Source organism: Flagellimonas sp., assembly GCF_965215805.1.
Classification (GTDB): domain Bacteria; phylum Bacteroidota; class Bacteroidia; order Flavobacteriales; family Flavobacteriaceae; genus Flagellimonas.
The window spans coordinates 4,069,604-4,089,763 of the sequence record NZ_OZ244124.1; the positions used below are offsets into that span (position 1 = coordinate 4,069,604).

19 protein-coding genes and 1 other RNA gene are annotated in these 20,160 nt (G+C 42.4%); 13 read left to right on the forward strand and 7 right to left on the reverse strand.

From position 1 onward, the window contains the following. Window positions 1-3: 3 nt before the first annotated feature. The 6 genes from ACOOE0_RS18020 to ACOOE0_RS18045 all read left to right on the forward strand — a co-directional run bounded on the left by ACOOE0_RS18020 (window position 4) and on the right by ACOOE0_RS18045 (window position 7,595). Window positions 4-1,197, forward strand: a complete 1,194-nt coding sequence (locus ACOOE0_RS18020; protein ID WP_420400297.1) for an aspartate aminotransferase family protein — start codon at window positions 4-6, stop codon at window positions 1,195-1,197. Window positions 1,198-1,283: 86 nt separating this feature from the next. Then, entirely contained in the window at window positions 1,284-2,684 is a 1,401-nt protein-coding gene (locus ACOOE0_RS18025; protein WP_420400298.1) for a tetratricopeptide repeat protein, read from the forward strand. A gap of 29 nt (window positions 2,685-2,713) precedes the next feature. Beyond that, complete coding sequence (locus ACOOE0_RS18030) at window positions 2,714-3,631, forward strand: DUF368 domain-containing protein (RefSeq protein ID WP_420400299.1); 918 nt, start codon at window positions 2,714-2,716, stop codon at window positions 3,629-3,631. Between the two features lie 18 nt (window positions 3,632-3,649). Next, window positions 3,650-4,687: a DUF368 domain-containing protein gene (locus ACOOE0_RS18035; protein WP_420400300.1), complete on the forward strand. Its 1,038-nt coding sequence runs from the start codon at window positions 3,650-3,652 to the stop codon at window positions 4,685-4,687. After that, window positions 4,641-5,393 (forward strand): shikimate dehydrogenase family protein, encoded by a 753-nt coding sequence (locus ACOOE0_RS18040; protein ID WP_420400301.1) that lies wholly within the window; start codon window positions 4,641-4,643, stop codon window positions 5,391-5,393. The genes ACOOE0_RS18035 and ACOOE0_RS18040 overlap by 47 nt, the downstream gene beginning before the upstream one ends. 141 nt (window positions 5,394-5,534) lie before the next feature. Beyond that, the gene (locus tag ACOOE0_RS18045; protein ID WP_420400302.1) at window positions 5,535-7,595 is read left to right on the forward strand and encodes a DUF349 domain-containing protein; all 2,061 of its coding nucleotides are present in this window, start codon (window positions 5,535-5,537) and stop codon (window positions 7,593-7,595) included. Window positions 7,596-7,610: 15 nt separating this feature from the next. Here ACOOE0_RS18045 and ACOOE0_RS18050 read toward each other — a convergent pair whose 3' ends face one another. Then, window positions 7,611-8,030 carry a CBS domain-containing protein gene (locus ACOOE0_RS18050; RefSeq protein ID WP_420400303.1) on the reverse strand — a complete coding sequence of 140 codons (420 nt, stop codon included), beginning with the start codon at window positions 8,028-8,030 and terminating at the stop codon, window positions 7,611-7,613. Window positions 8,031-8,157: 127 nt separating this feature from the next. On the opposite strand from ACOOE0_RS18050, the gene ACOOE0_RS18055 reads away from it, so the two are divergent. Next, window positions 8,158-9,633 (forward strand): arylsulfatase, encoded by a 1,476-nt coding sequence (locus ACOOE0_RS18055; RefSeq protein ID WP_420400304.1) that lies wholly within the window; start codon window positions 8,158-8,160, stop codon window positions 9,631-9,633. Between the two features lie 94 nt (window positions 9,634-9,727). Here ACOOE0_RS18055 and rny read toward each other — a convergent pair whose 3' ends face one another. The 4 genes from rny to ACOOE0_RS18075 all read right to left on the reverse strand — a co-directional run bounded on the left by rny (window position 9,728) and on the right by ACOOE0_RS18075 (window position 12,119). Further along, the gene (rny, locus tag ACOOE0_RS18060; protein ID WP_420400305.1) at window positions 9,728-11,299 is read right to left on the reverse strand and encodes a ribonuclease Y; all 1,572 of its coding nucleotides are present in this window, start codon (window positions 11,297-11,299) and stop codon (window positions 9,728-9,730) included. A gap of 51 nt (window positions 11,300-11,350) precedes the next feature. Then, window positions 11,351-11,460, reverse strand: a non-coding RNA gene (gene ssrS / locus ACOOE0_RS18065) — 6S RNA. 60 nt (window positions 11,461-11,520) lie between these two features. Beyond that, window positions 11,521-11,814 carry a cell division protein ZapA gene (locus tag ACOOE0_RS18070; RefSeq protein WP_420400306.1) on the reverse strand — a complete coding sequence of 98 codons (294 nt, stop codon included), beginning with the start codon at window positions 11,812-11,814 and terminating at the stop codon, window positions 11,521-11,523. A gap of 14 nt (window positions 11,815-11,828) precedes the next feature. Beyond that, window positions 11,829-12,119 carry a hypothetical protein gene (locus tag ACOOE0_RS18075; protein WP_138834334.1) on the reverse strand — a complete coding sequence of 97 codons (291 nt, stop codon included), beginning with the start codon at window positions 12,117-12,119 and terminating at the stop codon, window positions 11,829-11,831. A 168-nt stretch (window positions 12,120-12,287) separates the two neighbouring features. Here ACOOE0_RS18075 and ACOOE0_RS18080 point away from each other — a divergent pair, with 168 nt between their 5' ends. The 3 genes from ACOOE0_RS18080 (at window position 12,288) to ACOOE0_RS18090 (ending at window position 17,113) form a co-directional block, all read left to right on the forward strand. Next, complete coding sequence (locus ACOOE0_RS18080; RefSeq protein ID WP_420400307.1) at window positions 12,288-13,979, forward strand: M23 family metallopeptidase; 1,692 nt, start codon at window positions 12,288-12,290, stop codon at window positions 13,977-13,979. Between the two features lie 77 nt (window positions 13,980-14,056). Further along, entirely contained in the window at window positions 14,057-16,450 is a 2,394-nt protein-coding gene (locus tag ACOOE0_RS18085) for a TonB-dependent receptor (RefSeq protein ID WP_420400308.1), read from the forward strand. A gap of 9 nt (window positions 16,451-16,459) precedes the next feature. Beyond that, complete coding sequence (locus tag ACOOE0_RS18090) at window positions 16,460-17,113, forward strand: hypothetical protein (protein ID WP_420400309.1); 654 nt, start codon at window positions 16,460-16,462, stop codon at window positions 17,111-17,113. Here ACOOE0_RS18090 and ACOOE0_RS18095 read toward each other — a convergent pair. After that, window positions 17,110-18,258 carry a cysteine desulfurase family protein gene (locus ACOOE0_RS18095; RefSeq protein WP_420400310.1) on the reverse strand — a complete coding sequence of 383 codons (1,149 nt, stop codon included), beginning with the start codon at window positions 18,256-18,258 and terminating at the stop codon, window positions 17,110-17,112. The two genes, ACOOE0_RS18090 and ACOOE0_RS18095, sit on opposite strands and share 4 nt — an antisense overlap. 111 nt (window positions 18,259-18,369) lie before the next feature. On the opposite strand from ACOOE0_RS18095, the gene ACOOE0_RS18100 reads away from it, so the two are divergent. Next, window positions 18,370-18,888: a hypothetical protein gene (locus ACOOE0_RS18100; RefSeq protein WP_420400311.1), complete on the forward strand. Its 519-nt coding sequence runs from the start codon at window positions 18,370-18,372 to the stop codon at window positions 18,886-18,888. Here ACOOE0_RS18100 and ACOOE0_RS18105 read toward each other — a convergent pair. Next, a complete protein-coding gene (locus ACOOE0_RS18105; protein WP_420400312.1) occupies window positions 18,885-19,427 on the reverse strand; it encodes a Smr/MutS family protein in 543 nt (180 codons plus the stop codon). The genes ACOOE0_RS18100 and ACOOE0_RS18105 overlap by 4 nt on opposite strands. Before the next feature lie 78 nt (window positions 19,428-19,505). Between ACOOE0_RS18105 and ACOOE0_RS18110 the strand changes: the two genes are divergently transcribed. Both ACOOE0_RS18110 and ACOOE0_RS18115 read left to right on the forward strand, forming a co-directional pair. Then, entirely contained in the window at window positions 19,506-19,820 is a 315-nt protein-coding gene (locus ACOOE0_RS18110; RefSeq protein ID WP_420400313.1) for a DUF2752 domain-containing protein, read from the forward strand. A gap of 10 nt (window positions 19,821-19,830) precedes the next feature. After that, entirely contained in the window at window positions 19,831-20,154 is a 324-nt protein-coding gene (locus ACOOE0_RS18115) for a CCC motif membrane protein (RefSeq protein ID WP_138834348.1), read from the forward strand. The last annotated feature ends 6 nt before the right edge of the window (window positions 20,155-20,160 follow it).

Here is a 20,160-nt window from a genome sequence, read left to right on the forward strand (position 1 = left end):
AAGGTGAAAGAAGACTTTTTGAAATATCAGGCGCAGACCACTCCCCATCCGCTAGGATTGCAGATTTCGCATGCCAAAGGCAGTTATATATATGATCAAGAAGGCATGGCTCATTTGGATTTTGTGGCTGGTGTTTCTGCGTGTAGTCTGGGGCATTGCCATCCCAAAGTGGTGGAAGCGGTAAAAAACCAGTCTGAAAAATACATGCATGTGATGGTTTATGGCGAATATGTGCAACAGCCAGCTGTGGACTACGCCAAACTTTTAGCATCCCATCTACCCAAAAATTTGGAAACCACCTATCTGGTGAATTCGGGAACCGAAGCCATTGAGGGTGCCATTAAGTTGGCACGAAGATTCACTGGAAGAACCCAGATTATCTCAGCCAATAAAGCCTATCACGGCAATACCATGGGCAGTTTAAGCCTGATGGGTTACGAAGAACGAAAAAGCGCATTTAGACCCTTGATTCCTGATGTTTCCTTTATCCAGTTCAACGAGCCCAAGGATTTGGAAAAAATCACCAATAAAACAGCTGCGGTAGTCCTTGAAACCATTCAAGGTGGGGCGGGTTTCATCATGCCTCAAAACGACTATTTGCATAAGGTTCGAAATCGGTGCAATGAGGTTGGCGCCTTGCTGATTTTGGACGAGATCCAACCAGGATTCGGAAGAACGGGAAAACTCTTCGCATTTGAGCATTTTAACTGTGTCCCCGATATTTTGGTCATTGGTAAGGGAATGGCATCTGGTCTCCCTGTAGGCGCCTTTGTTTCCTCCAAAAAGATGATGGATTCCCTTCAAGAGAGCCCAAAATTGGGGCATATCACCACTTTTGGCGGAAATCCCGTCATAGCAGCTGCCAGCTTGGCAACTTTAAAGGAAATAACTGAAAGTCAGTTGATTGAGCAAACTCTCCAAAAAGAAAAGCTCTTCCGATCCCGTTTGGTACATCCTTTGATTAATGAAATACGGGGAAAGGGTTTAATGCTCGCCCTGGTTTTAAAAAACAAGGAAATTGCTAATTATCTGGTGCTGACTGCGGCCAAACGGAGATTGATTCTGTTCTGGCTGCTCTTTGAGCCCAAAGCGGTCAGGATATCACCTCCTCTCACCATTTCGGAAGAAGAAATTGTTGAAGGATGCGACCAAATCATTAGCATTTTAGACACTTTTAAGCCTACTGCTGTTAACTAATTTGTTGATAACATACCCCAAAATCGGACTTTTTGATAGCTCCAAAGGGCTAATTTTAAGTCCATAGTTAAACCAAATACGTTACTATGGCGTTAGATTCTAACGAATTTCCCGAAAAATCCATCAGCAAATTTGAGTCCATGCTCAAAACCGATGATGTGTATTTTTTTGATGCAGAGGACTTCGAGGAAATCATTCACCATTACCTGAACAACGGCAAAATATCCCTTGGAAAAAAGGCTATCCAAATAGGTTTGGAGCAGCATCCCAACTCCTTGGAACTTAAATTGCTTCGGGTAGAGGTATTGGTTTTTGAGGACAAATATGAAGTAGCGGAACGCCTGTTGGACGAACTTCAGACCATAGATGCCCATAACGAAGAAATCTTTATTCAAAGAGCCAATATTCAATCCAAACAGGACAATCACCAAGAAGCGGTAAACCTGCTGTTGGAAGCCCTGCATCTTACCGAGGAAAACTTTGACATCCATTCCCTATTGGGCATGGAGTACCTCTTCATGGACGATTATGAGAAGGCCAAGCGAAGCTTTATGAAATGTGTGGAATTTGATGACGCGGATTATTCATCGCTCTACAATGTGGTGTATTGCTATGAATTTTTGGAAGATTTTGATGGAGCCATTCAGTTTCTTAACCAGTATTTGGAGCGCAATCCCTACAGTGAAGTGGCATGGCACCAGCTGGGAAAAATCTACTATAGCAAGGAAATGTACAACGAGGCCCTAACCTCCTTTGACTTTGCCATTATTTCTGATGATTCTTTCATTGGCGCCTATTTTGAAAAAGCCAAAGTGCTGGAAAAGTTGGGTAGATACAATGAGGCCATTGAAAATTACGAAACTACCATTTCCATTGAGGATCCAACTTCGCATGCCTACTTGCGTATAGGGCGTTGCCATGAAAAATTGGGAAACAACGATTTGGCCAAGTACTATTACTACAATACCGTCCATGAAGACCCTCTTTTAGACAAGGGCTGGCTGGCCATTACGGATTTTCATTACAAGTTGGAAAATTATGAGCGGGCATTGTATTACATCAACAAGGCCATCAATATTGATGGGGAAAATCCCATTTATTGGAAGAAAAGTGCAAAGATCTATCTAGCGCTGAACAATTTTGACGAAGCTGATTTTGCATATAAACAAGCCGTTGATTTAGGAAATTACGAGTTGGACACTTGGTTAAATTGGGCAGAGGTGCTCAGAAAAGTTGGGGATTTTGGATCTTCCATCCAAGTATTGGTACAAGGTTTGGAATTTTATCCTGAAAATGCCGAATTGGTTTACAAACTTGCCGGGGTGTATCTAAAAAACAACGAGGTGCTCAATGCCAAGGAAAAATTGGCTCAAGCCATGCACATGGACATTGAAAAATTGCAGATTTTTGAAGAGGAATTCCCAGAGTTTCAGAAAGTGGCCTGGTTGCGCAACTTGGTTTCCGAGATTAAAAAAACATCCACCTAAACTAGGGCATTCCCCTATTCCATTATTTCATGAAAGCACGCAAATTAATTGATTATGTGTTGATTACACTAAAGGGTATGGCCATGGGTGCCGCTGATGCGGTTCCCGGAGTTTCTGGTGGAACCATTGCCCTCGTCTCCGGAATTTACGAAGAGCTTGTTCAGACTATTGGCAACATCAATCTTGGAATGATCAAGCTCCTATTTCAAGGTAAATTCAAGGAATTCTGGTCCAAGGCCAACGGGAATTTTATCTTGGCGTTGGGAGCTGGGGTACTGATCAGTTATGTCTCCTTTATGAAATTGGCCAAATACCTGCTAGAATATCATCCCATCTTGATTTGGTCATTTTTCCTAGGATTGATCATTGCAAGTATTTGGTATTTGGGCAAACAGATTCCAAAATGGGATTTGGCAATGATTGTATTTCTCATTTTGGGTATTGGTTTGGGCTATTACTTGACCACATTGCCAAGTGCAGAGGTGAATGATAACCAAGCTTACTTTTTTGTTTGCGCCGCCATAGCCATATGTGCAATGATCTTACCGGGTATCTCTGGGACTTTTATATTAATTCTTCTGGGCGCGTATAGCACCCTAAGTACCGCCATTGCCGATGTGGATGTCAAAAAGTTGTTGGTTTTTGTTTCAGGGGCGGTTATTGGCCTCCTTAGTTTCTCCAAAGTGCTAAAATGGTTGTTGCGCAAGTACAAGTTCCAGACATTTGCCGTGCTTACTGGTTTAATCGTTGGTTCCATAAACCAGGTTTGGCCCTGGAAAAAGGTATTGGAGACCAAGACATTTGGTGACAAAACCGTTGTTGTAGACGACGTAAATGTTTGGCCATCAGCCTTTGAAGGTGACAGCCAGCTATTACCTGCCATTATCCTCGCCATTGTTGGTTTTTCGCTTATTTTTATCCTGGAAAGAACAGCCTCCAAAAAATAAGATTAAACGCCATCCGAGATGCATCAGCCAAGAACATTTCTTGACAATTTCTTTTTGGTCATAAAAGGCCTCTGTATGGGGGCTGCCAATAAGGTTCCAGGGGTTTCAGGGGGTATTGTGGCGTTTGTGGGCGGCTTCTACGAGGAGTTTATCTATTCCCTCCAAAAAGTCAACGGTAAAGCTTTTAAACTCTTGGTCAACGGACGTTTCAAGAGTTTTTACCGCTATACAAACGGCCAGTTTTTACTATTGCTGATTGCTGGAATGCTTATCAGTTACTTTAGCGTATCTCGAGTGTTGGATTACTTTTTGGAGCAAAAGGAACTCTATGTTTGGGCTGGTTTTTTCGGCATGATCCTAGGTTCCATTTACTACATAGGGAAAGATTTTGACCATTGGAACAAACGCACGGTTACCTTCGGTATCATTGGGCTGATTGTTGGGATATCCATCAGTTTTTTAAGTCCGGCAACGCAAAACGACAATCTGATTTTCATTTTCTTCTGTGGAATCATCAGTGTTTCTGGAATGACTTTACCAGGACTTTCAGGTTCGTTCATACTCATCTTACTGGGAAATTACGTCTTGCTGCTTGTGGATTCTGTCAATGCCCTTTACGATACCATGTCAGAAATGTTTAGTGGCGATTTTGGTTTTATGCAAAACCCCAAAAGAATGCAAACGTTAAAAATTTTGGCTGTGTTCACCTTGGGCTCAGCCACAGGATTGGTCACCTTTTCCCATTTACTGAGCTATGTACTGAAACATTACAAGAAAATATCCACCGCAGTTATTTTGGGATTTATCACAGGTTCTTTAGGAGTCTTGTGGCCTTGGAAACGTACCATGTTCAAAATGGACACCCAAGGAAATCCCCTTTTGGATAGCAATGGCGACAAAGTGGTTCTCAATTACGAACGTTACCTTCCGAATATGGCCGATATGGAAACATGGTGGGCCGCGGTATTTGTAATCTTGGGAATTTTGGTTTTATTAGCACTGGATTGGTATGGAAAAAACAGAAAAGAAAGAAAACAGGTTCGGGCTGCTCGGTAAGAATATTAGCTATTCCTTTTCTCAAGGGTATTTCACAAAGAAATTTCAAGAATTGGGATTGGATGATCATAGCTATGAAAATTTTGACCTTCCCCAGATTTCGGATTTTGAAACGCTAGTGACACAGAACACTCTAAGCGGAATGAATGTGACCATTCCGTATAAGGAACAAGTGATTCCCTTTCTCTCCCAGATGGATGGGACCGCCAGCGCAATTGGCGCAGTCAACGTGATAAAGTTTGGTCCACAAGGCTTAACAGGATTCAACACCGATTTTTATGGTTTTCAGAAATCCTTAGAACCTTTTTTACAAGCCCATCATACCAAAGCACTGATTTTGGGCACTGGAGGTGCATCAAAGGCGATACGTTTTGTATTGGATGAATTGGGCATTGCGCACCGGTTTGTTTCCCGTAGCAAAAAAGAGGACCAATTCACCTACGAGGAATTGGATCGGGAAATTATGGAAGACCATACGGTGATCATAAATTGCACCCCATTGGGCACTTATCCCAACCTCAGTGAAAAACCGGATATTCCCTATTCCTTCATCTCGGAAAAACACCTTTTGTTTGATTTGATTTACAATCCCGCAAAAACTGCTTTTCTAGCTTCAGGGGAAGCCCAAGGTGCGGCTATTTGCAATGGGCAGAAAATGTTGGAATTTCAGGCCGAAAAAGCTTGGGAGATTTGGAACATGCCCTAAACGGTAATTTCTTGCCCGTAATTTTCTTCAAAGAAGGCTAAAACCCTGAACAAAAGAAGAATCACTACTTTTGTTATTGGGCAATATAGTTGTTAACTTGGCTATAATTATCATTGATCCAAAAAGGAAAACAAACTACGAATGCTGGACAACGAACAAGAACTTCAGGAAACTGAAGGTGGTGGTACTGAACAAAGTGCGGATACTGAAAAAACGATTATAGAAGAATCCCCCATTTCTGAGCCAAGCTCATCCGACACTGCAGTACAAGACAAGGATGAAGAGGAAACCAAGGTGACGCCGGATGGCGAAGCCGTGGAAGAACCCGTTACATCCAAATCTGAAGAAGACGATAAGGTCATTGAGGAAATCGAAGAATCGAACGCTGAAGATGCTGAAGATGTGGAGAATGAAAAGCGACATCATATTCCCTTTCTGGACTACCATTCCATGTCCATGGAAAACTTGGTGGGTGAGCTGCAACGTTTGGTAAAGAACGAGAAGGTACAGGCCATCAGTAAGCATGTAAGCTCCATCAAATACGAGTTTGACCAAAAATTCCAGGAATTTATAGAGCAAAAAAAGGAGGAATTTGTAGCCAATGGCGGCAATGAAATCGATTTCAGATATAACTCCGTTGCCAAAAGACAGTTCAATGAGGTTTTTTCCGAATTCAGGGAAAAACGAGATCAGTACTACAAGAATCTAGAGCAAACCTTAAAAAGCAACCTTCAAAGAAGACTTGAAATCATTGAGGAACTTAAAAGCCTTGTAAACGTTGAGGAAGACATCAATACGACCTACAAGAATTTTAAGGATTTACAGGAAAACTGGCGAAATGCAGGTCCAGTACCCAGAAACAGCTATAATGATGTGTGGCGGACCTATCACCACCATATGGAGATTTTCTACGACTTTTTGCACCTCAACCGTGAGTTACGAGATCTTGACTTCAAACACAATTTGGAGGAAAAACTCAAGTTGGTGGAAAAAGCGGAAGCATTGGCCAATGAACCTGATTTAGGGAAAGCATTCCGCGAGCTTCAAACCCTTCACAAAATTTGGAAAGAAGACATTGGACCCGTTGCCAAGGAACAACGGGAAGAAGTTTGGGAACGCTTTAGTCAGGCCACAAAGGCGATGCATCAGCGAAGACAGGAACATTACCATGAACTGGAAAAAGTTTATGAAAAGAACCTGGAGAAGAAACAGGAAATTATTGCTTCCATCACTGAAATAGCGAACAACGTAACCCGCAATCATCGGGCGCTGCAGCAGCAGATAAAGGAAATAGAAGCATTACGGGAATCCTTTTTTAAGGCAGGAAAAGTGCCCCAAAAGGTGAACGAGCAAACCTGGAGTGCCTTTAAGGAAGCGGTTAGAACCTTCAACCGAAATAAAAACGCCTTTTACAAGAGCCAGAAAAAAGAACAACTGGAGAACCTGGAAAAGAAAAGGGCGCTATTGGGTCTGGCCCTAGCTTTAAAAGATAGCGATGACAGGGAAATGGCGACTCCTGAAATGAAGCGTATCCAGAGCGAGTGGAAAAAAATTGGGCATGTCCCACGAAAGTACTCCGATAAGATTTGGAATGAGTTCAAGGATGCATGCAATCATTATTTTAACCGCTTGCATGCCGAGAAAAACGAATCCCAAAAGGAAGAATACGAGAACTACAACAAGAAAAATGCTTGTTTGGATCGTCTTAAAGCTTTCCAATTAACCGGGGACAACGATAAGGACCTGGAAACGCTCAAGGCTTTTATTGATGAGTGGAAATCGTATGGCCGTATTCCATACAACAAAAAGCACATCAACGGCAAGTTCAACAAAATTGTGGACGCGCTTTTTAGAAAGTTGGGGATAAGCAAGCACGAGTCGGAGTTGTTAAGGTATGGGGACAAGATGCAGGAATTGGTCAAAGCGGATGATGACCGGGCCATTAGCAATGAACGCACCTTTATCCGCAGAAAAATTGACGAGAGCAAGGCGGAAATCCGGCAATTGGAAAACAATCTTCAATTTTTCTCCAACGCCTCAGAAGATAACCCACTGGTAAAGGATGTCATCAAGAATATAGACCAGCACAAAGCCGCTTTGGAAACCTGGCAAGCCAAACTCAAGAAATTGAATATCCTTAAGCACAACCGTAATAAGGAGGCTGAAGCGACAGACTCTGAGGGTACAGGTGAGGAAGAATAGTTCCCTAGCCCTACATCAGTACTGCTCCAATAAATAATTGATAAGATCAGTGGTTGTTACGATACCCACCAATTTACCTTCGTCGACTACGGGGAGCGCATGAAATTCCTTGGAAGCCAAAAACTGAGCAACTTCCTTAATTGTGGTCTGGGAAGAGACACTCACTACATCTCTGGCCATCACCTGCGAAATAGTAAACATATTGTAAACCATGGTGTCCACACTTTCTTCGTTCTCATCCACAGCATCGGCAAAACTAATTCGTAGTAAATCCGTATAACTTAGCATTCCTACAATTTCTCTTCCAGAAACCACAGGAATATGCCGTATACGGTGTTTCTTAAAAAGTTCTTCGGCGCTAACCAAATCGCTACTGGTGGTTACAGTAACCAAATTTCGGGTCATTATCTCGGAAACAGGAACTCTCTTTTTCATGATATCTGATATTTAATTATCATGAAATTAGCCTGAATTCTGTTGCCAAAGCATGATAAATATCAGGAGCTGTTTTACCTTCTTGTATAAATCTTTACTTTAGTAACCACACCATTTTTAATCAACCATGTCCAATAAACCCCTCTCCCAACTAGTGCTAATCAGTACAGTTGTAGCACTATCCCTAACATTTGTACTTTGCAAGCCATCCAAAAAAAATGAGGAAGTCCAGAATACTGTCACTAAGCCCAACATCATCTATATTTTGGCAGATGATTTAGGTTATGGAGACCTAAGTTTTACTGGACAACAACATTTTGACACCCCAAACATTGATAAACTGGCCCGGGATGGCATGTTTTTTACCCAGCATTATTCGGGGTCTACGGTGTGTGCACCCTCCCGATCAGCACTTATGACGGGGCAGCATACGGGCCATACCTTTATTCGTGGAAATAAAGAGGTAAGGCCAGAGGGTCAACATCCGTTGGAATCGGAGGCATTTACTGTGGCAGAATTGTTACAGCAACAGGGTTATGCTACAGGCGCCTTTGGGAAATGGGGATTAGGCTATCCTGGTTCCGAAGGCGACCCAAATAATCAAGGTTTTGATGAATTCTACGGATATAATTGCCAACGAATTGGCCATAACTATTATCCGTACCATATGTGGCACAATCAGGAAAAGCAGTTGCTGGAGGGAAACAAAAATTCAGACACCAATACTTACGGCCCCGAGATTATCCATGAAAGGGCTTTAGCTTTTTTGGAAACCAACAAAGATCGCAACTTCTTTATGTATTATCCATCCGTTATTCCCCACGCAGAACTTGCTGCCCCAGAATCTTATATGTCCAAGTTTCGAGAAAAATTTGCACCAGAAAACGAATACAAAGGGATAGATGACGGGGAACATTATAAAAATGGAGGATATGGTTCACAAAAGGAACCTCATGCCGCTTTTGCGGCCATGGTAAGTCTTTTGGACGACCAGGTGGGAGAAATTCGGGAAAAAGTGGAGGCCCTGGGCATTGCTGAGAATACCATTATCATATTCACCTCAGATAATGGCCCGCACATGGAAGGTGGTGCCGATCCTGATTTTTTTGACAGTAACGCGCATTTAAAAGGTTACAAAAGGGATTTGTACGAAGGTGGGATTCGTGTACCAATGATTGCTTATTGGCCCAATAAAATCAAAGCAGGTTCCACTTCAACCCATATTTCCGCCTTCTGGGACTTTCTACCTACGGTACATGAGCTATTGCAACTAGATCCACCGGAACATACGGATGGTATTTCATTTCTTCCAGAACTTTTGGGGAAGGAACAGCCCAAGCATGATCACCTGTATTGGGAATTTCTTGAAAGAGGTGGAAGGCAAGCGGCCCGTCTTGGCCAATGGAAAGGTGTACGCTACAATATGAGCCAAAACCCCGATGCCCCAGTGGAGTTATACAATCTGACAACCGACGAAGGTGAAACCCAAGATGTATCAGCAAAACATCCTGAAATTGTTCAACAAATAGTTGAAATCATGAAAGAGGAACACAGCCCATCCAGCGTTTTCCCTTTTGAATATGAAAAGGCTGTCCAAGAATAAATTAAGGTTGCCCGTTGTGAATTTTGCGGCAGCAATTCGTCTGTTCGAGTCCAATTTCACTCGAATTGACGGTTTTTGGGTTAAAACTGATTTCCTATTTGGCCACGTTCACGGATCGTGTTTCCCTAATAACCGTAACTTTTACCTGACCTGGATAGGTCATATCGGTTTGGATTTTCTGCGAGATTTCAAAGGATAGCTCGGCAGCTTTGTCATCACTGACCTTTTCGCTTTCCACAATCACCCGAAGTTCCCTACCCGCCTGAATGGCATAGGCTTTTTGGACTCCGTTGAATCCGAAGGCAATATCCTCCAAGTCTTTCAAGCGCTGAATGTAGGAATCCAGAACTTGTCTCCTAGCTCCAGGACGTGCACCACTAATGGCATCGCAAACCTGTACGATGGGAGAAATCAAAGTGTTCATTTCAATTTCATCGTGGTGGGCACCAATAGCGTTGCAAACCTCCTTCTTTTCCCCATATTTTTGGGCCCACTGCATTCCTAAAATGGCGTGAGGGGTTTCTACCTCAACCTCTGTATTGGGAACTTTACCGATATCATGCAATAATCCAGCTCTTTTGGCAATTTTGGGATTCAAGCCCAACTCGGCAGCCATAACGCCACAAAGTTTGGCTACTTCCCTGGAGTGTTGCAATAAGTTTTGTCCGTAAGAGGAGCGGTATTTCATTCTACCCACAGCTTTGATCAATTCCGGATGAAGACCATGGATTCCAAGGTCAATTACGGTACGTTTACCAATTTCTGCAATCTCCTCATTGATTTGCTTCTCGGTCTTCTTAACGATTTCCTCAATTCGGGCTGGGTGAATTCTTCCGTCGGTGACCAAGCGATGTAGTGAAAGACGTGCCACTTCCCTGCGAACAGAATCGAAACAGGAAAGAATAATGGCCTCTGGGGTATCATCCACAATAATCTCAACTCCGGTAGCAGACTCAAGCGCGCGAATGTTTCTTCCCTCACGACCAATAATACGTCCTTTGACATCATCAGATTCCAGATTAAAAACAGAGACGCAGTTTTCCACTGCTTCCTCCGTTCCAATGCGCTGTATAGTGTTGATTACGATTTTTCGAGCCTCTTGCTGGGCGGTTAGTTTGGCCTCTTCCAAGGTACTTTGAAGATAAGCCATGGCATCCGTCTTGGCCGTTTCCTTTAAGGATTCCAGTAACTGGCTCTTGGCGTCTTCCGCAGACAGGCCGGAAATGACTTCCAACTGCTGTACTTGACTTTTGTGCAATTTATCAGCTTCGGATTGCTTCTTGTCCAAAATCTCACTTTTGTAAGACACCTCTTTGATCCTCGACTCCAGCTTTTCGTTTAACTTTTTGTTCTTCGAAAGCTCGTTGCTTATTTGGGACTCCTTGTCGCGGGTTCTTTTCTCCGCTTCAGCAATTTTTTTGTCCTTGTTTATAATGACCTTCTCATGCTCGGCTTTGAGTTCCAAGAATTTTTCCTTGGCTTGGAATATTTTATCTTTTTTTATGTTTTCGCCCTCTTTCTTGGCTTCCTTTACAATATCTGCAGCTTCCCTTTTAGCTCCAGAAATGGTTTTGGCCGCTTTTCCCTTCTCCAGCATTTTGGCAATGGCAAATCCTATGACCAATCCTACTACTGCGGCTACAACCAAAATTATAGTGTTATCCATGTTGTTTATGTTTGGTTATAAAAAAAGCCCACATTGGGCGAAGTCTTGTACAAACTCCAAATTACAGGTTTAGGGCTAACAAGCTGCTCAAGGATCCCTATACAGGTAGGGCCTGCTTTTACAACCTAAACTCACCCTTTTTAATTATAATAGTGTTGAGTTTGTCAAAAATTAATTACCAATGTGGGCAGTAACAAATATTTTATTTAAAAGAACTTATTTTATTCACCAAGTTTGGAATGTACCAAATCGTCCAGTGCCTTTAGGCGCTCATAAGCCGCTTTGGTGCTTTCCGAACTATCTATTCCACCTTGCTCTATTTTGGAGGCAAATTGTAGGGCACACATGGCAAGAACGTCCTGCTTGTCGCGTACTGCATAATTCTGCTCAAATTTTTTGGCCAAGCTTTCAATAATCTTGGCTGCTTTCCGCAATCCTTCCTCTTGTTTAGGGTCTATGGTCAATGGATACACCCTATCTGCAATGGAAAGCTTTATTTTGAGCTTCTCCTCCATAATATTGGTACAAACTAATCTGCAAGCTTGGCAATGCAAACGTCCAGTTCGCGTATCAATGTATTTATCTTGAGCTTGGCTTCTGTTTTATTCGTATTACTACCCAGCATCGAGTTTGCCATTTTTAGGGAATTGTACTTCTCTTCCCAATCATTAACGGCTTCCTGTTGAGCTTTGGTCTCTTCTTTCGCGAGGTCGAGTTCTTTTTTCAACTTGGCATTGGCCTTGTGCAACAATTCCATTTTGTGCAACAATTTGCTCACCTTGTTTTCCAAAGAATCAACAATTTCAACAAGTTCGCCCATATGCAAACATCAAATGCGTATCACACAAAGTTAACCAACCTAGCCAAACCGCACAATACTTTTTGGTATTATTCTTTAGGGAATACCCTACAAGCCCCTAAACCAAAGGGAAAGCCTTTTAACTAACCAAAATATGGGTTACATTCGTATGTAATTATAAATTACACTATGCGGTTTTACTTTCTGGGAATACTTTTGCTTTTGTCCCCCTTTCTTCAAGCTCAGGAAAAATACCCTCAAGACACCTTTCAGTCCCCCTTGGACATCCCATTGGTGCTAGCTGGCACTTTTGGTGAATTGCGTTCCAACCACTTTCACTCTGGAATAGACATTAAGACCCAACGCAGACAGGGACTCCCAGTACTGGCCATTGCCGATGGCACTGTCACCCGAATCAAAGTCTCCTTATGGGGTTATGGTAAAGCCCTGTACGTAGCCCACCCTAACGGGTATACATCCGTGTATGCCCATCTTCAAAAATTTGGCCCCGAAATTGAGTCCTACATCAAGGACCTGCAATACAAGAAACAATCCTATGAAGTTGAAGTATTTCCCGATTATGGCGAACTGAAGGTCACCAAAGGCAGTACCATTGCCTACACTGGAAATACGGGAGGGTCTTCCGGGCCCCATCTTCATTTTGAAATTCGCAGCAGCGTCACTGAAAAACCCACCAATCCCCTACTCTATGGTTATGAGGTGAGGGATGCCACCAATCCTACCCTTTTGGGTCTTTATGGTTATCCCCTATCGGAAGATGCAGTGATCAATCAAAGTGCCCGAAAAATTCAGTTGAACTTTACCAAACAACCCGATGGTTCTTTCTTGGCAGATAAAATCAACGCAATTGGAAATATTGGTTTCGGCTTCAATGGTTTTGACCGACAAGATATGGCTGCAAACAAAAATGGAGTCTACGGCGTAAAACAGACCGTCAATGGAAAAGTATACTCTGAATATAATTTTGAGACCTTCTCCTTCGGAGAAACCCGCTATATCAACACCCTCATTGATTATGCCCATTATGGTAAATTCCGTCAGCGCATCCAAAAATGTTTTAAGGAGTCGCATAATCGACTTGGCATCTATAAGACATTACACAACAATGGGGAAATAACCGTAAAGGAAGGCATGTCCTATACGGTGGAGCTCCTTATTTCTGATTTTAAAAGGAACCAGACGAAAGTGGTCATTCCAGTAGAAGGGAAAAGGGAAATATCCAAAATCCCCAGAGCTGATTCGAAGACGGAGAATTTTATCATTGCCAATAAACCCAACAACTTTGACCTGGGAGCGGCCAAAGTCTATTTTCCCGCCAATACCTTTTACAAGGATTTTTATATTGAATTGGAAGAGGGCCAGGATACGGTGGCCATCCATAATGAGGAAGTGGCAGCCCACAGAAACTTTACCATCAGTTTTGATGCCTCCAAATATTCAGGTGCGGACAAAAAGCAGTTGTTCATTGCCCGGCTCGATGACCGCCAAAAACCGAGATATTCAAAAACATTTAAGCGAGATGGTTCGTTTACCACCCGAACCCGAACCCTAGGAACCTATACTTTGGCAAGGGATACCGTAGCTCCAGAAATCAAAGCACGAAACTTTAAAGAAAAACAATGGTTGAGCAACTATAGTTATTTGAGCCTAAAAATATCAGATGATCTCAGCGGTGTCAACTCTTACAATGCAACATTGAACGGGGAGTGGATTTTAATGGAATATGAACCCAAGACCAAGACCCTGACCTACAATTTTGACGATAAAATCTTGGACAAGACACAATGCGACCTAAAGGTGGTCGTTACAGATAATGTAGGCAACTCCAGTACTTTTCAGAGTACTTTTTTCAGAAAATAGTGTTACCCCGACCCAAAGCCCTCCTATTCCTGCTGTCCATTTTTTGGACTGTGACCTTTCATGGTCAAACCGCAACAGTGGCGGGAACGGTCTTGGATGAGAACAACCAACCCATTTCCAATGTCAATATTTCAGTTGGGACAGAAGGCACCACTACAGATTCCAACGGGTATTATCTGTTGTTGTTGATCGCGGAAACCAAACTCACCCTTACATTCTCCCACCTGAGCCATGAGAATGTGGTTTTGGAAGACCTGATATTGTCCACGAACGAAACTTTTGAGTTTAACCCAGTGATGAAGACTAAAATTACCCAAGTGGCCGGGGTAGAAGTATCTCCCACGGGTGAAAAAAGTGTTGAAGGTATTACCACCGTAGATCCCGAGATCGTTCGTAAAATCCCTGGTGCCAATGCAGGTGTTGAAAATATACTGAAACTGTTACCCGGCGTTTCCTTCAACAATGAGCTTAGCACCCAATACAATGTCCGTGGAGGCAATTTTGATGAAAACCTTGTTTATGTCAATGGCATTCAGGTGTATCGGCCCTTTTTGGTACGCTCGGCCCAACAAGAGGGCTTAAGTTTTGTGAACAGCGATATGATTACTTCCCTGGAATTCTCATCAGGAGGTTTCCAAGCCAAATATGGTGACAAGCTATCGTCTGTCTTGGACATCACTTATAAGACACCGATTGAGTTTGGTTTGAAACTGGATGGCAGTCTTCTGGGTGCATCGGCCACAGTGGAATCCATCTCAAAAAACAAGAAGTTTAGCAGCATTACAGGTCTGCGTTATCGGAACAACAGTTTATTGGTAAATAGCCAACAGACCGAAAGCAACTTCAATCCCACCTTTGTGGATGTGCAAAGTCTTCTTACTTATCGGTTTTCTGATAAGTTTCATCTCAATTTCTTGGGGACGTATTCCGTCAACGATTACAAGAATGAACCCTTGACCAGGCAGACCAACTTTGGAACCCTAAACGACCCAAGAGCTTTGTTGATTTTCTACGAGGGCAGTGAGAATAGCAGATATGAAAGCGGACTTGCAACAGTCAAATCCGATAATCTAATCAATGACAACACCAAAATTTCGCTAACGGCTTCGGTGTATCATACGCAAGAAGAGGAATTTTCAGATATCATTGCTTCATACGAATTGGCCGAGCTGGACACCAATTTGGGCAGTGAAAATTTAGGAGAAGTGGTCAACTCCAGAGGGGTGGGCTCTCAATTGAACAGGGCCCGAAACCAGCTGGATGCCCTGATTTTTAATTTTGCCCATAAAGGAACCTATAAAAAAGGAAGTACGTCCTTGGAGTGGGGAGCCAAGTTTACCCATGAAGACGTTCGGGATCAGTTGCGGGAATCCGAATTTATAGACTCCGCAGGATTCTTTATCCGACCTTTTGAACCTGCGTTTGTCAATAATCAGCCAGAGGAACCATTTGCAGGTGATCTTATCGCCTATGAAAGTGTGCAGGCCACCAACTTTGTAAAAACCAATAGGATTTCAGGCTATGCACAATATAGCGAACACTCAAAACTGGGCGCACATGATGTGTATGTCAACCTTGGTTTAAGGGCGCAGTATTGGACGTTAAGTGGAGAAGGGTTTGAAGCAAATTCCCAGAGCTTGATAAGTCCCCGTGCACAATTCTCCATAAAACCGGATTGGGAAAAGGATATGTTGTTCCGGTTTTCGGTGGGTAGTTACCAGCAACCCCCATTTTATCGGGAACTACGGGATGCATCAGGCAATATAAATCCCGAAGTGGAAGCTCAAAAATCCGTTCACTATGTTTTAGGAAGCGAACTCAGCTTTAACTTATGGAACCGCCCTTTTACCTTGATCAGTGAGGCATACTATAAAGATCTGACCAATGTCAACACCTATACTGTAGAGGACGTTAGGGTACGTTATGCCGCCAACAATATTGCGGATGCCTACGCTTATGGATTTGATTTTCGGCTAACAGGGGCTTTTGTTCCAGGAACACAATCCTGGGTGAGTCTTGGATACCTTCAAACGGAGGAAAACTCGAATCAAAGAGGTTATATTTCCAGGCCAACTGACCAACGTTTTAAGTTTGCAGTGCTCTTTCAAGACTATATCCCAAACATTCCAAATCTTAAACTTTATCTCAATCTGGTTTACAACACAGGAGTGCCCGGTGGTTCTCCCAACAATGCCGACCCTTACAATTTTCAGAATAGATTAAGAGATTACAGAAGGGCCGATATGGGAATTTCGTATATTTTTGCGGACAGAAAAAACCAGTACCCGGAAGGACATTGGTTACATAAATTCAGGGAATTCAACGTTGGATTTGAAATTTTCAATATGTTCAACAATCAGAATTCCATAACAAATACATGGGTTAGGGATGTGGACACGCAACAGCAATTTGCCGTTCCCAATTTTCTTACCGGCCGTATTCTCAATTTTAAATTTGGGATGCGTTTTTAAAGCACATGAATGAAAAAAATTATTCTTCTTTTGTCGTTTTTGATGGTAGCTGTGGGCAGTGCACAAAAGAACATTTACGAGAACCGAAGGTTTGATGAATTAAGTGAAAATCACGAGACTTTGGCCATTATTCCCTTCATTGCCAATTTGGATTTAAAGCGGAATGTGGACCGAAATGAACTATTGGACTTGGCCAAAAAGGAGGGATACGCTGTACAAAACGCTTTGGAGACCTACTTTTCCAAACGGAAGAAACGGAAAAAGTTCAATGTTGACTTTCAGAACATTGAGGATACCAACGCCATATTAGCACAAAATGGCATTACCTACGAAAATTTGGACATACATACCATCAAACAACTTTGCAAAATTTTGGAAGTTGATGGCATCATAAGTGGAAACCTCAACCTTAATATACTATTGTCCAAGGGGGTTCCCACCAACTTTAGCCTGTTGGACTATTTTAGCGGGGATGCCAATTACGGCAGGATTGGGGTAAAAGTGAGCGATGGGGGTTCTGGTAAACTGCTCTGGAAATACGAAAAAGCCATCACCAAAAAAACGGGAAAGAACACCACCGAGCTTATTGATCGCATGATGAAACTGGCTTCCCGTAAATTCCCGTACGACAAGGAAAAGAAACAGCGGAAAAACAAGAATTAGCTCGCTGCAAATTCCTTAAGCACTTCTATAGTATAATCCAATTCCTCCTTGGTATTGTATTTGGAGAATGAAAACCGCAAAGAGGGCTTTTCCAATTCCTCGGGAGCCAAGATTTGGTTAAGGACATGCGACCCCATATTGCTGCCTGACTGACAAGCACTTCCCTTGGAGCAGGCAATGCCTTTTATATCCAAATGAAACAACAGCATCAACGCCTTTTGTTTATCAAAGGGTAAACGTACATTGGCCAAGGTGTAGGTACTTTTATCAAGGTCACCGGAATGTCCATTGAATTCAACTTCTGGAATGGCTTCTTTGATTTGCTCCACAAAATGCTTTTTCAATCCTTTCACGTATTGGATTTCTTCCTCCAAATTGTCATAAGATTGGATAAAAGCCTCTTCCAAACCTACGATGTTGTGGAAAGGTTCTGTTCCTGCTCTGTAACCACGTTCTTGGGAACCTCCAAAAATCATGGGTTTTAAACCCGAGTTTTTCCTTATGAAGGCGAATCCAACGCCCTTTGGACCATGGAATTTATGGGCAGCGGCGGTGAAGAAGTCAACCGGGGTGTTTTCAACATCCCAAGGATAATGCCCAACGGATTGTACTGTATCCGAGTGAAAAAGTGCATCATGCTCTTTGCAAAGGGTTCCAATAGCATGAATATCCACGATATTCCCAATTTCATTGTTCACATGCATTAAACTGACCAGTTTTTTGCTATCGTCTTGGACCAAAAGTGATTTTAGGTGATCCATGACCGGATTGCCGTGGGTGTCCAAATCCACAAATTGCAGTGAGATACCATATTCTTTTTCCAACTCTTCAGCAGTATGCAGGACTGCATGGTGTTCAATTTTGGAAGTGATAATGGTCTTTACCTCCAAGTCACGAACAGCACAACGAAGAATCATATTATCAGCTTCTGTTCCTCCTGAAGTGAATATAATTTCAGCCGGTTTAGCGTTCAAGGTCTTTGCAATGGTTTTACGGGCCTGCTCAACCGCAGTTTTGGCCGATCTTCCATAACTATGGGTAGAAGATGGGTTCCCGTAAAAATCAGAAAGTGCCACTTGCATTTTTGCAATTACCTCAGGTCTTACCTGCGTTGTGGCGGCATTATCCAGATAAACTTTTTGCATGGGTTAGCTATCAATTTTCGAATCATCAAAAATAGGTGAAATAAAGTTAATTTCTTTTAAAGATTATGCCTTCCTTAGGGTATTAAATTGGAATTCCATTAAATTTGGCGCATGAGAAAATTATGCTTCCCAATGCTGCTTGTGCTCATCTTGTTTTCTTGCAGTGATGGCGACCTACAGATTGAGACCATTGACTTTAATGATCAAGTAATTCAATTTTGTGATGACCCTTTACCGAACGCCAGCAACATCCTTTTTAAAATCAATGAAAGCGAGGCACTTATTCTTGACCTACAAAGCGGTGTTTTAAACAATGGTGTTGTCGGGGAAACCATTAGTACCGAGAGTACGATTCCCGGGCAATCGCAGTTGACTTACCGTAACTTTTCAGGGACAGTGAGTTCCACCTATTTTTGTTCCGATATTCCACCCGCTACCCCAACGGTTTCTCAAGAAGTGGAGGCAGCAGATGGCTCAGTATTCATTTCAACCACGACCAATGCAGAGGGAACAGAGTTTGACCATACCATTACCTTAAGCGGTATTTCTTTTATTACGGAGAACGGGGAACGAATCACCAATCTGACCATTGACGAATTTGGGACGGTAAGTACGACTATCACCAATTAGGCCTTTTGGGTAATATATACCTCAGTAGCTCCCAAGCCATATTTTTGATAATCCGCATCGTACCATTTTACCCCTTCGTATTTTTTAAAGAGGTATTGGAGTTCTTCTTTAAGAATGCCCTCTCCCACCCCATGGATAAACACTACTTTTTGGATGCGTTTCCGAATCGCGAATTCCAGCTGACGTTTGGCGGTTTCCAGCTGCAAATTCATCATATCGAAATTGCTTAAACCCTTGGTGGTTTTTACCAATTGATGGATGTGTAGGTCCACTTCCATTTTGGGAGCATTCCGCAATTTGGGCTTAACCGTAACGGCTCGATTTCTCTTTGGAATTTCCTTTTCTTTTTTTACTTGCGAAGCTTCAAAATTAGTCACTTGGATGCCCTCTTTTTTAAGCAGAAGTTCCCTTAAATGATATTGCAATGGAAAACCATCATCAGTGATCAAGGTGACCATATCTCCATCTATGGATTCCACATAGCCGGAAATGTCCTCGTCCAAGACTTCTACCTTATCTCCTATCTGAAATCCGCTCATCGTCTGTGGCAAAAATATTTTGAAATTTCAACAGCAATATCAAAAATAATAGTAATTTACTTGGCAGTAACCATGACCATGTTTTCACAACTAACCATTCTTCTCAGCGCCAAGGACTATATGCTGCCTTGCCTCAATAAAAAGCTTTTTGGAATTGACTGTCCCGGTTGTGGTATGCAAAGGTCTGTGGACCTGCTCTTACATGGCGATTTTGTAGGGGCATTTAAAATGTATCCTGCGGTATATCCCATTGTACTGCTGTTACTATTTCTGATTTCCAACCTCTTTTTAAAGTTGAAATACGCACATCAAATAAAATTCTTTTTGATGTTGGTTACCGCTGGGACCATTATAGTTAGTTATATATTAAAAATGAATAGTTTATTCAATTAAATTTCAAATTATGGAAAAACAAAAACTCCCAAATTCAACGCTGATTCTGGTTTTCGGAATCGTTTCCATTGTAACATGTTGTTGCTATGGTGTTCTAGGACTGATTTTCGGTATCATTGCCTTGGTACTAGCCAATAAAGCCACAAAACTTTACATGGAAAACCCTGAGAACTACGAAGGTTTCAGTAATGTGAAAACTGGAAAAATATTGGCCATCATCGGTATTATTTTGAACGTTCTGTATTTGGGTTATACCATATTCTTGTTCAGCACCATTGGAATGGATGGCATTCAAGAGATGCAAAGGGAGCTCATGGAACAATACGGCGGATAATCCAAT

Excerpts from the sequence above, each read along its gene's own strand:
- ACOOE0_RS18080 (WP_420400307.1), top strand. The coding sequence starts at position 12,288 with ATGCGGTTTTACTTTCTGGGAATACTTTTGCTTTTGTCCCCCTTTCTT.
- ACOOE0_RS18075 (WP_138834334.1), bottom strand. The coding sequence starts at position 12,119 with ATGGGCGAACTTGTTGAAATTGTTGATTCTTTGGAAAACAAGGTGAGC.
- ACOOE0_RS18105 (WP_420400312.1), bottom strand. The coding sequence starts at position 19,427 with ATGAGCGGATTTCAGATAGGAGATAAGGTAGAAGTCTTGGACGAGGAC.
- ACOOE0_RS18115 (WP_138834348.1), top strand. The coding sequence starts at position 19,831 with ATGGAAAAACAAAAACTCCCAAATTCAACGCTGATTCTGGTTTTCGGA.
- ACOOE0_RS18045 (WP_420400302.1), top strand. The coding sequence starts at position 5,535 with ATGCTGGACAACGAACAAGAACTTCAGGAAACTGAAGGTGGTGGTACT.
- ACOOE0_RS18025 (WP_420400298.1), top strand. The coding sequence starts at position 1,284 with ATGGCGTTAGATTCTAACGAATTTCCCGAAAAATCCATCAGCAAATTT.
- ACOOE0_RS18100 (WP_420400311.1), top strand. The coding sequence starts at position 18,370 with ATGAGAAAATTATGCTTCCCAATGCTGCTTGTGCTCATCTTGTTTTCT.
- ACOOE0_RS18110 (WP_420400313.1), top strand. The coding sequence starts at position 19,506 with ATGTTTTCACAACTAACCATTCTTCTCAGCGCCAAGGACTATATGCTG.
- ACOOE0_RS18090 (WP_420400309.1), top strand. The coding sequence starts at position 16,460 with ATGAAAAAAATTATTCTTCTTTTGTCGTTTTTGATGGTAGCTGTGGGC.
- ACOOE0_RS18030 (WP_420400299.1), top strand. The coding sequence starts at position 2,714 with ATGAAAGCACGCAAATTAATTGATTATGTGTTGATTACACTAAAGGGT.
- ACOOE0_RS18070 (WP_420400306.1), bottom strand. The coding sequence starts at position 11,814 with ATGGAGGAGAAGCTCAAAATAAAGCTTTCCATTGCAGATAGGGTGTAT.
- ACOOE0_RS18095 (WP_420400310.1), bottom strand. The coding sequence starts at position 18,258 with ATGCAAAAAGTTTATCTGGATAATGCCGCCACAACGCAGGTAAGACCT.
- ACOOE0_RS18040 (WP_420400301.1), top strand. The coding sequence starts at position 4,641 with ATGGAAAAAACAGAAAAGAAAGAAAACAGGTTCGGGCTGCTCGGTAAG.
- ACOOE0_RS18035 (WP_420400300.1), top strand. The coding sequence starts at position 3,650 with ATGCATCAGCCAAGAACATTTCTTGACAATTTCTTTTTGGTCATAAAA.
- ACOOE0_RS18055 (WP_420400304.1), top strand. The coding sequence starts at position 8,158 with ATGTCCAATAAACCCCTCTCCCAACTAGTGCTAATCAGTACAGTTGTA.
- ACOOE0_RS18050 (WP_420400303.1), bottom strand. The coding sequence starts at position 8,030 with ATGAAAAAGAGAGTTCCTGTTTCCGAGATAATGACCCGAAATTTGGTT.
- rny (WP_420400305.1), bottom strand. The coding sequence starts at position 11,299 with ATGGATAACACTATAATTTTGGTTGTAGCCGCAGTAGTAGGATTGGTC.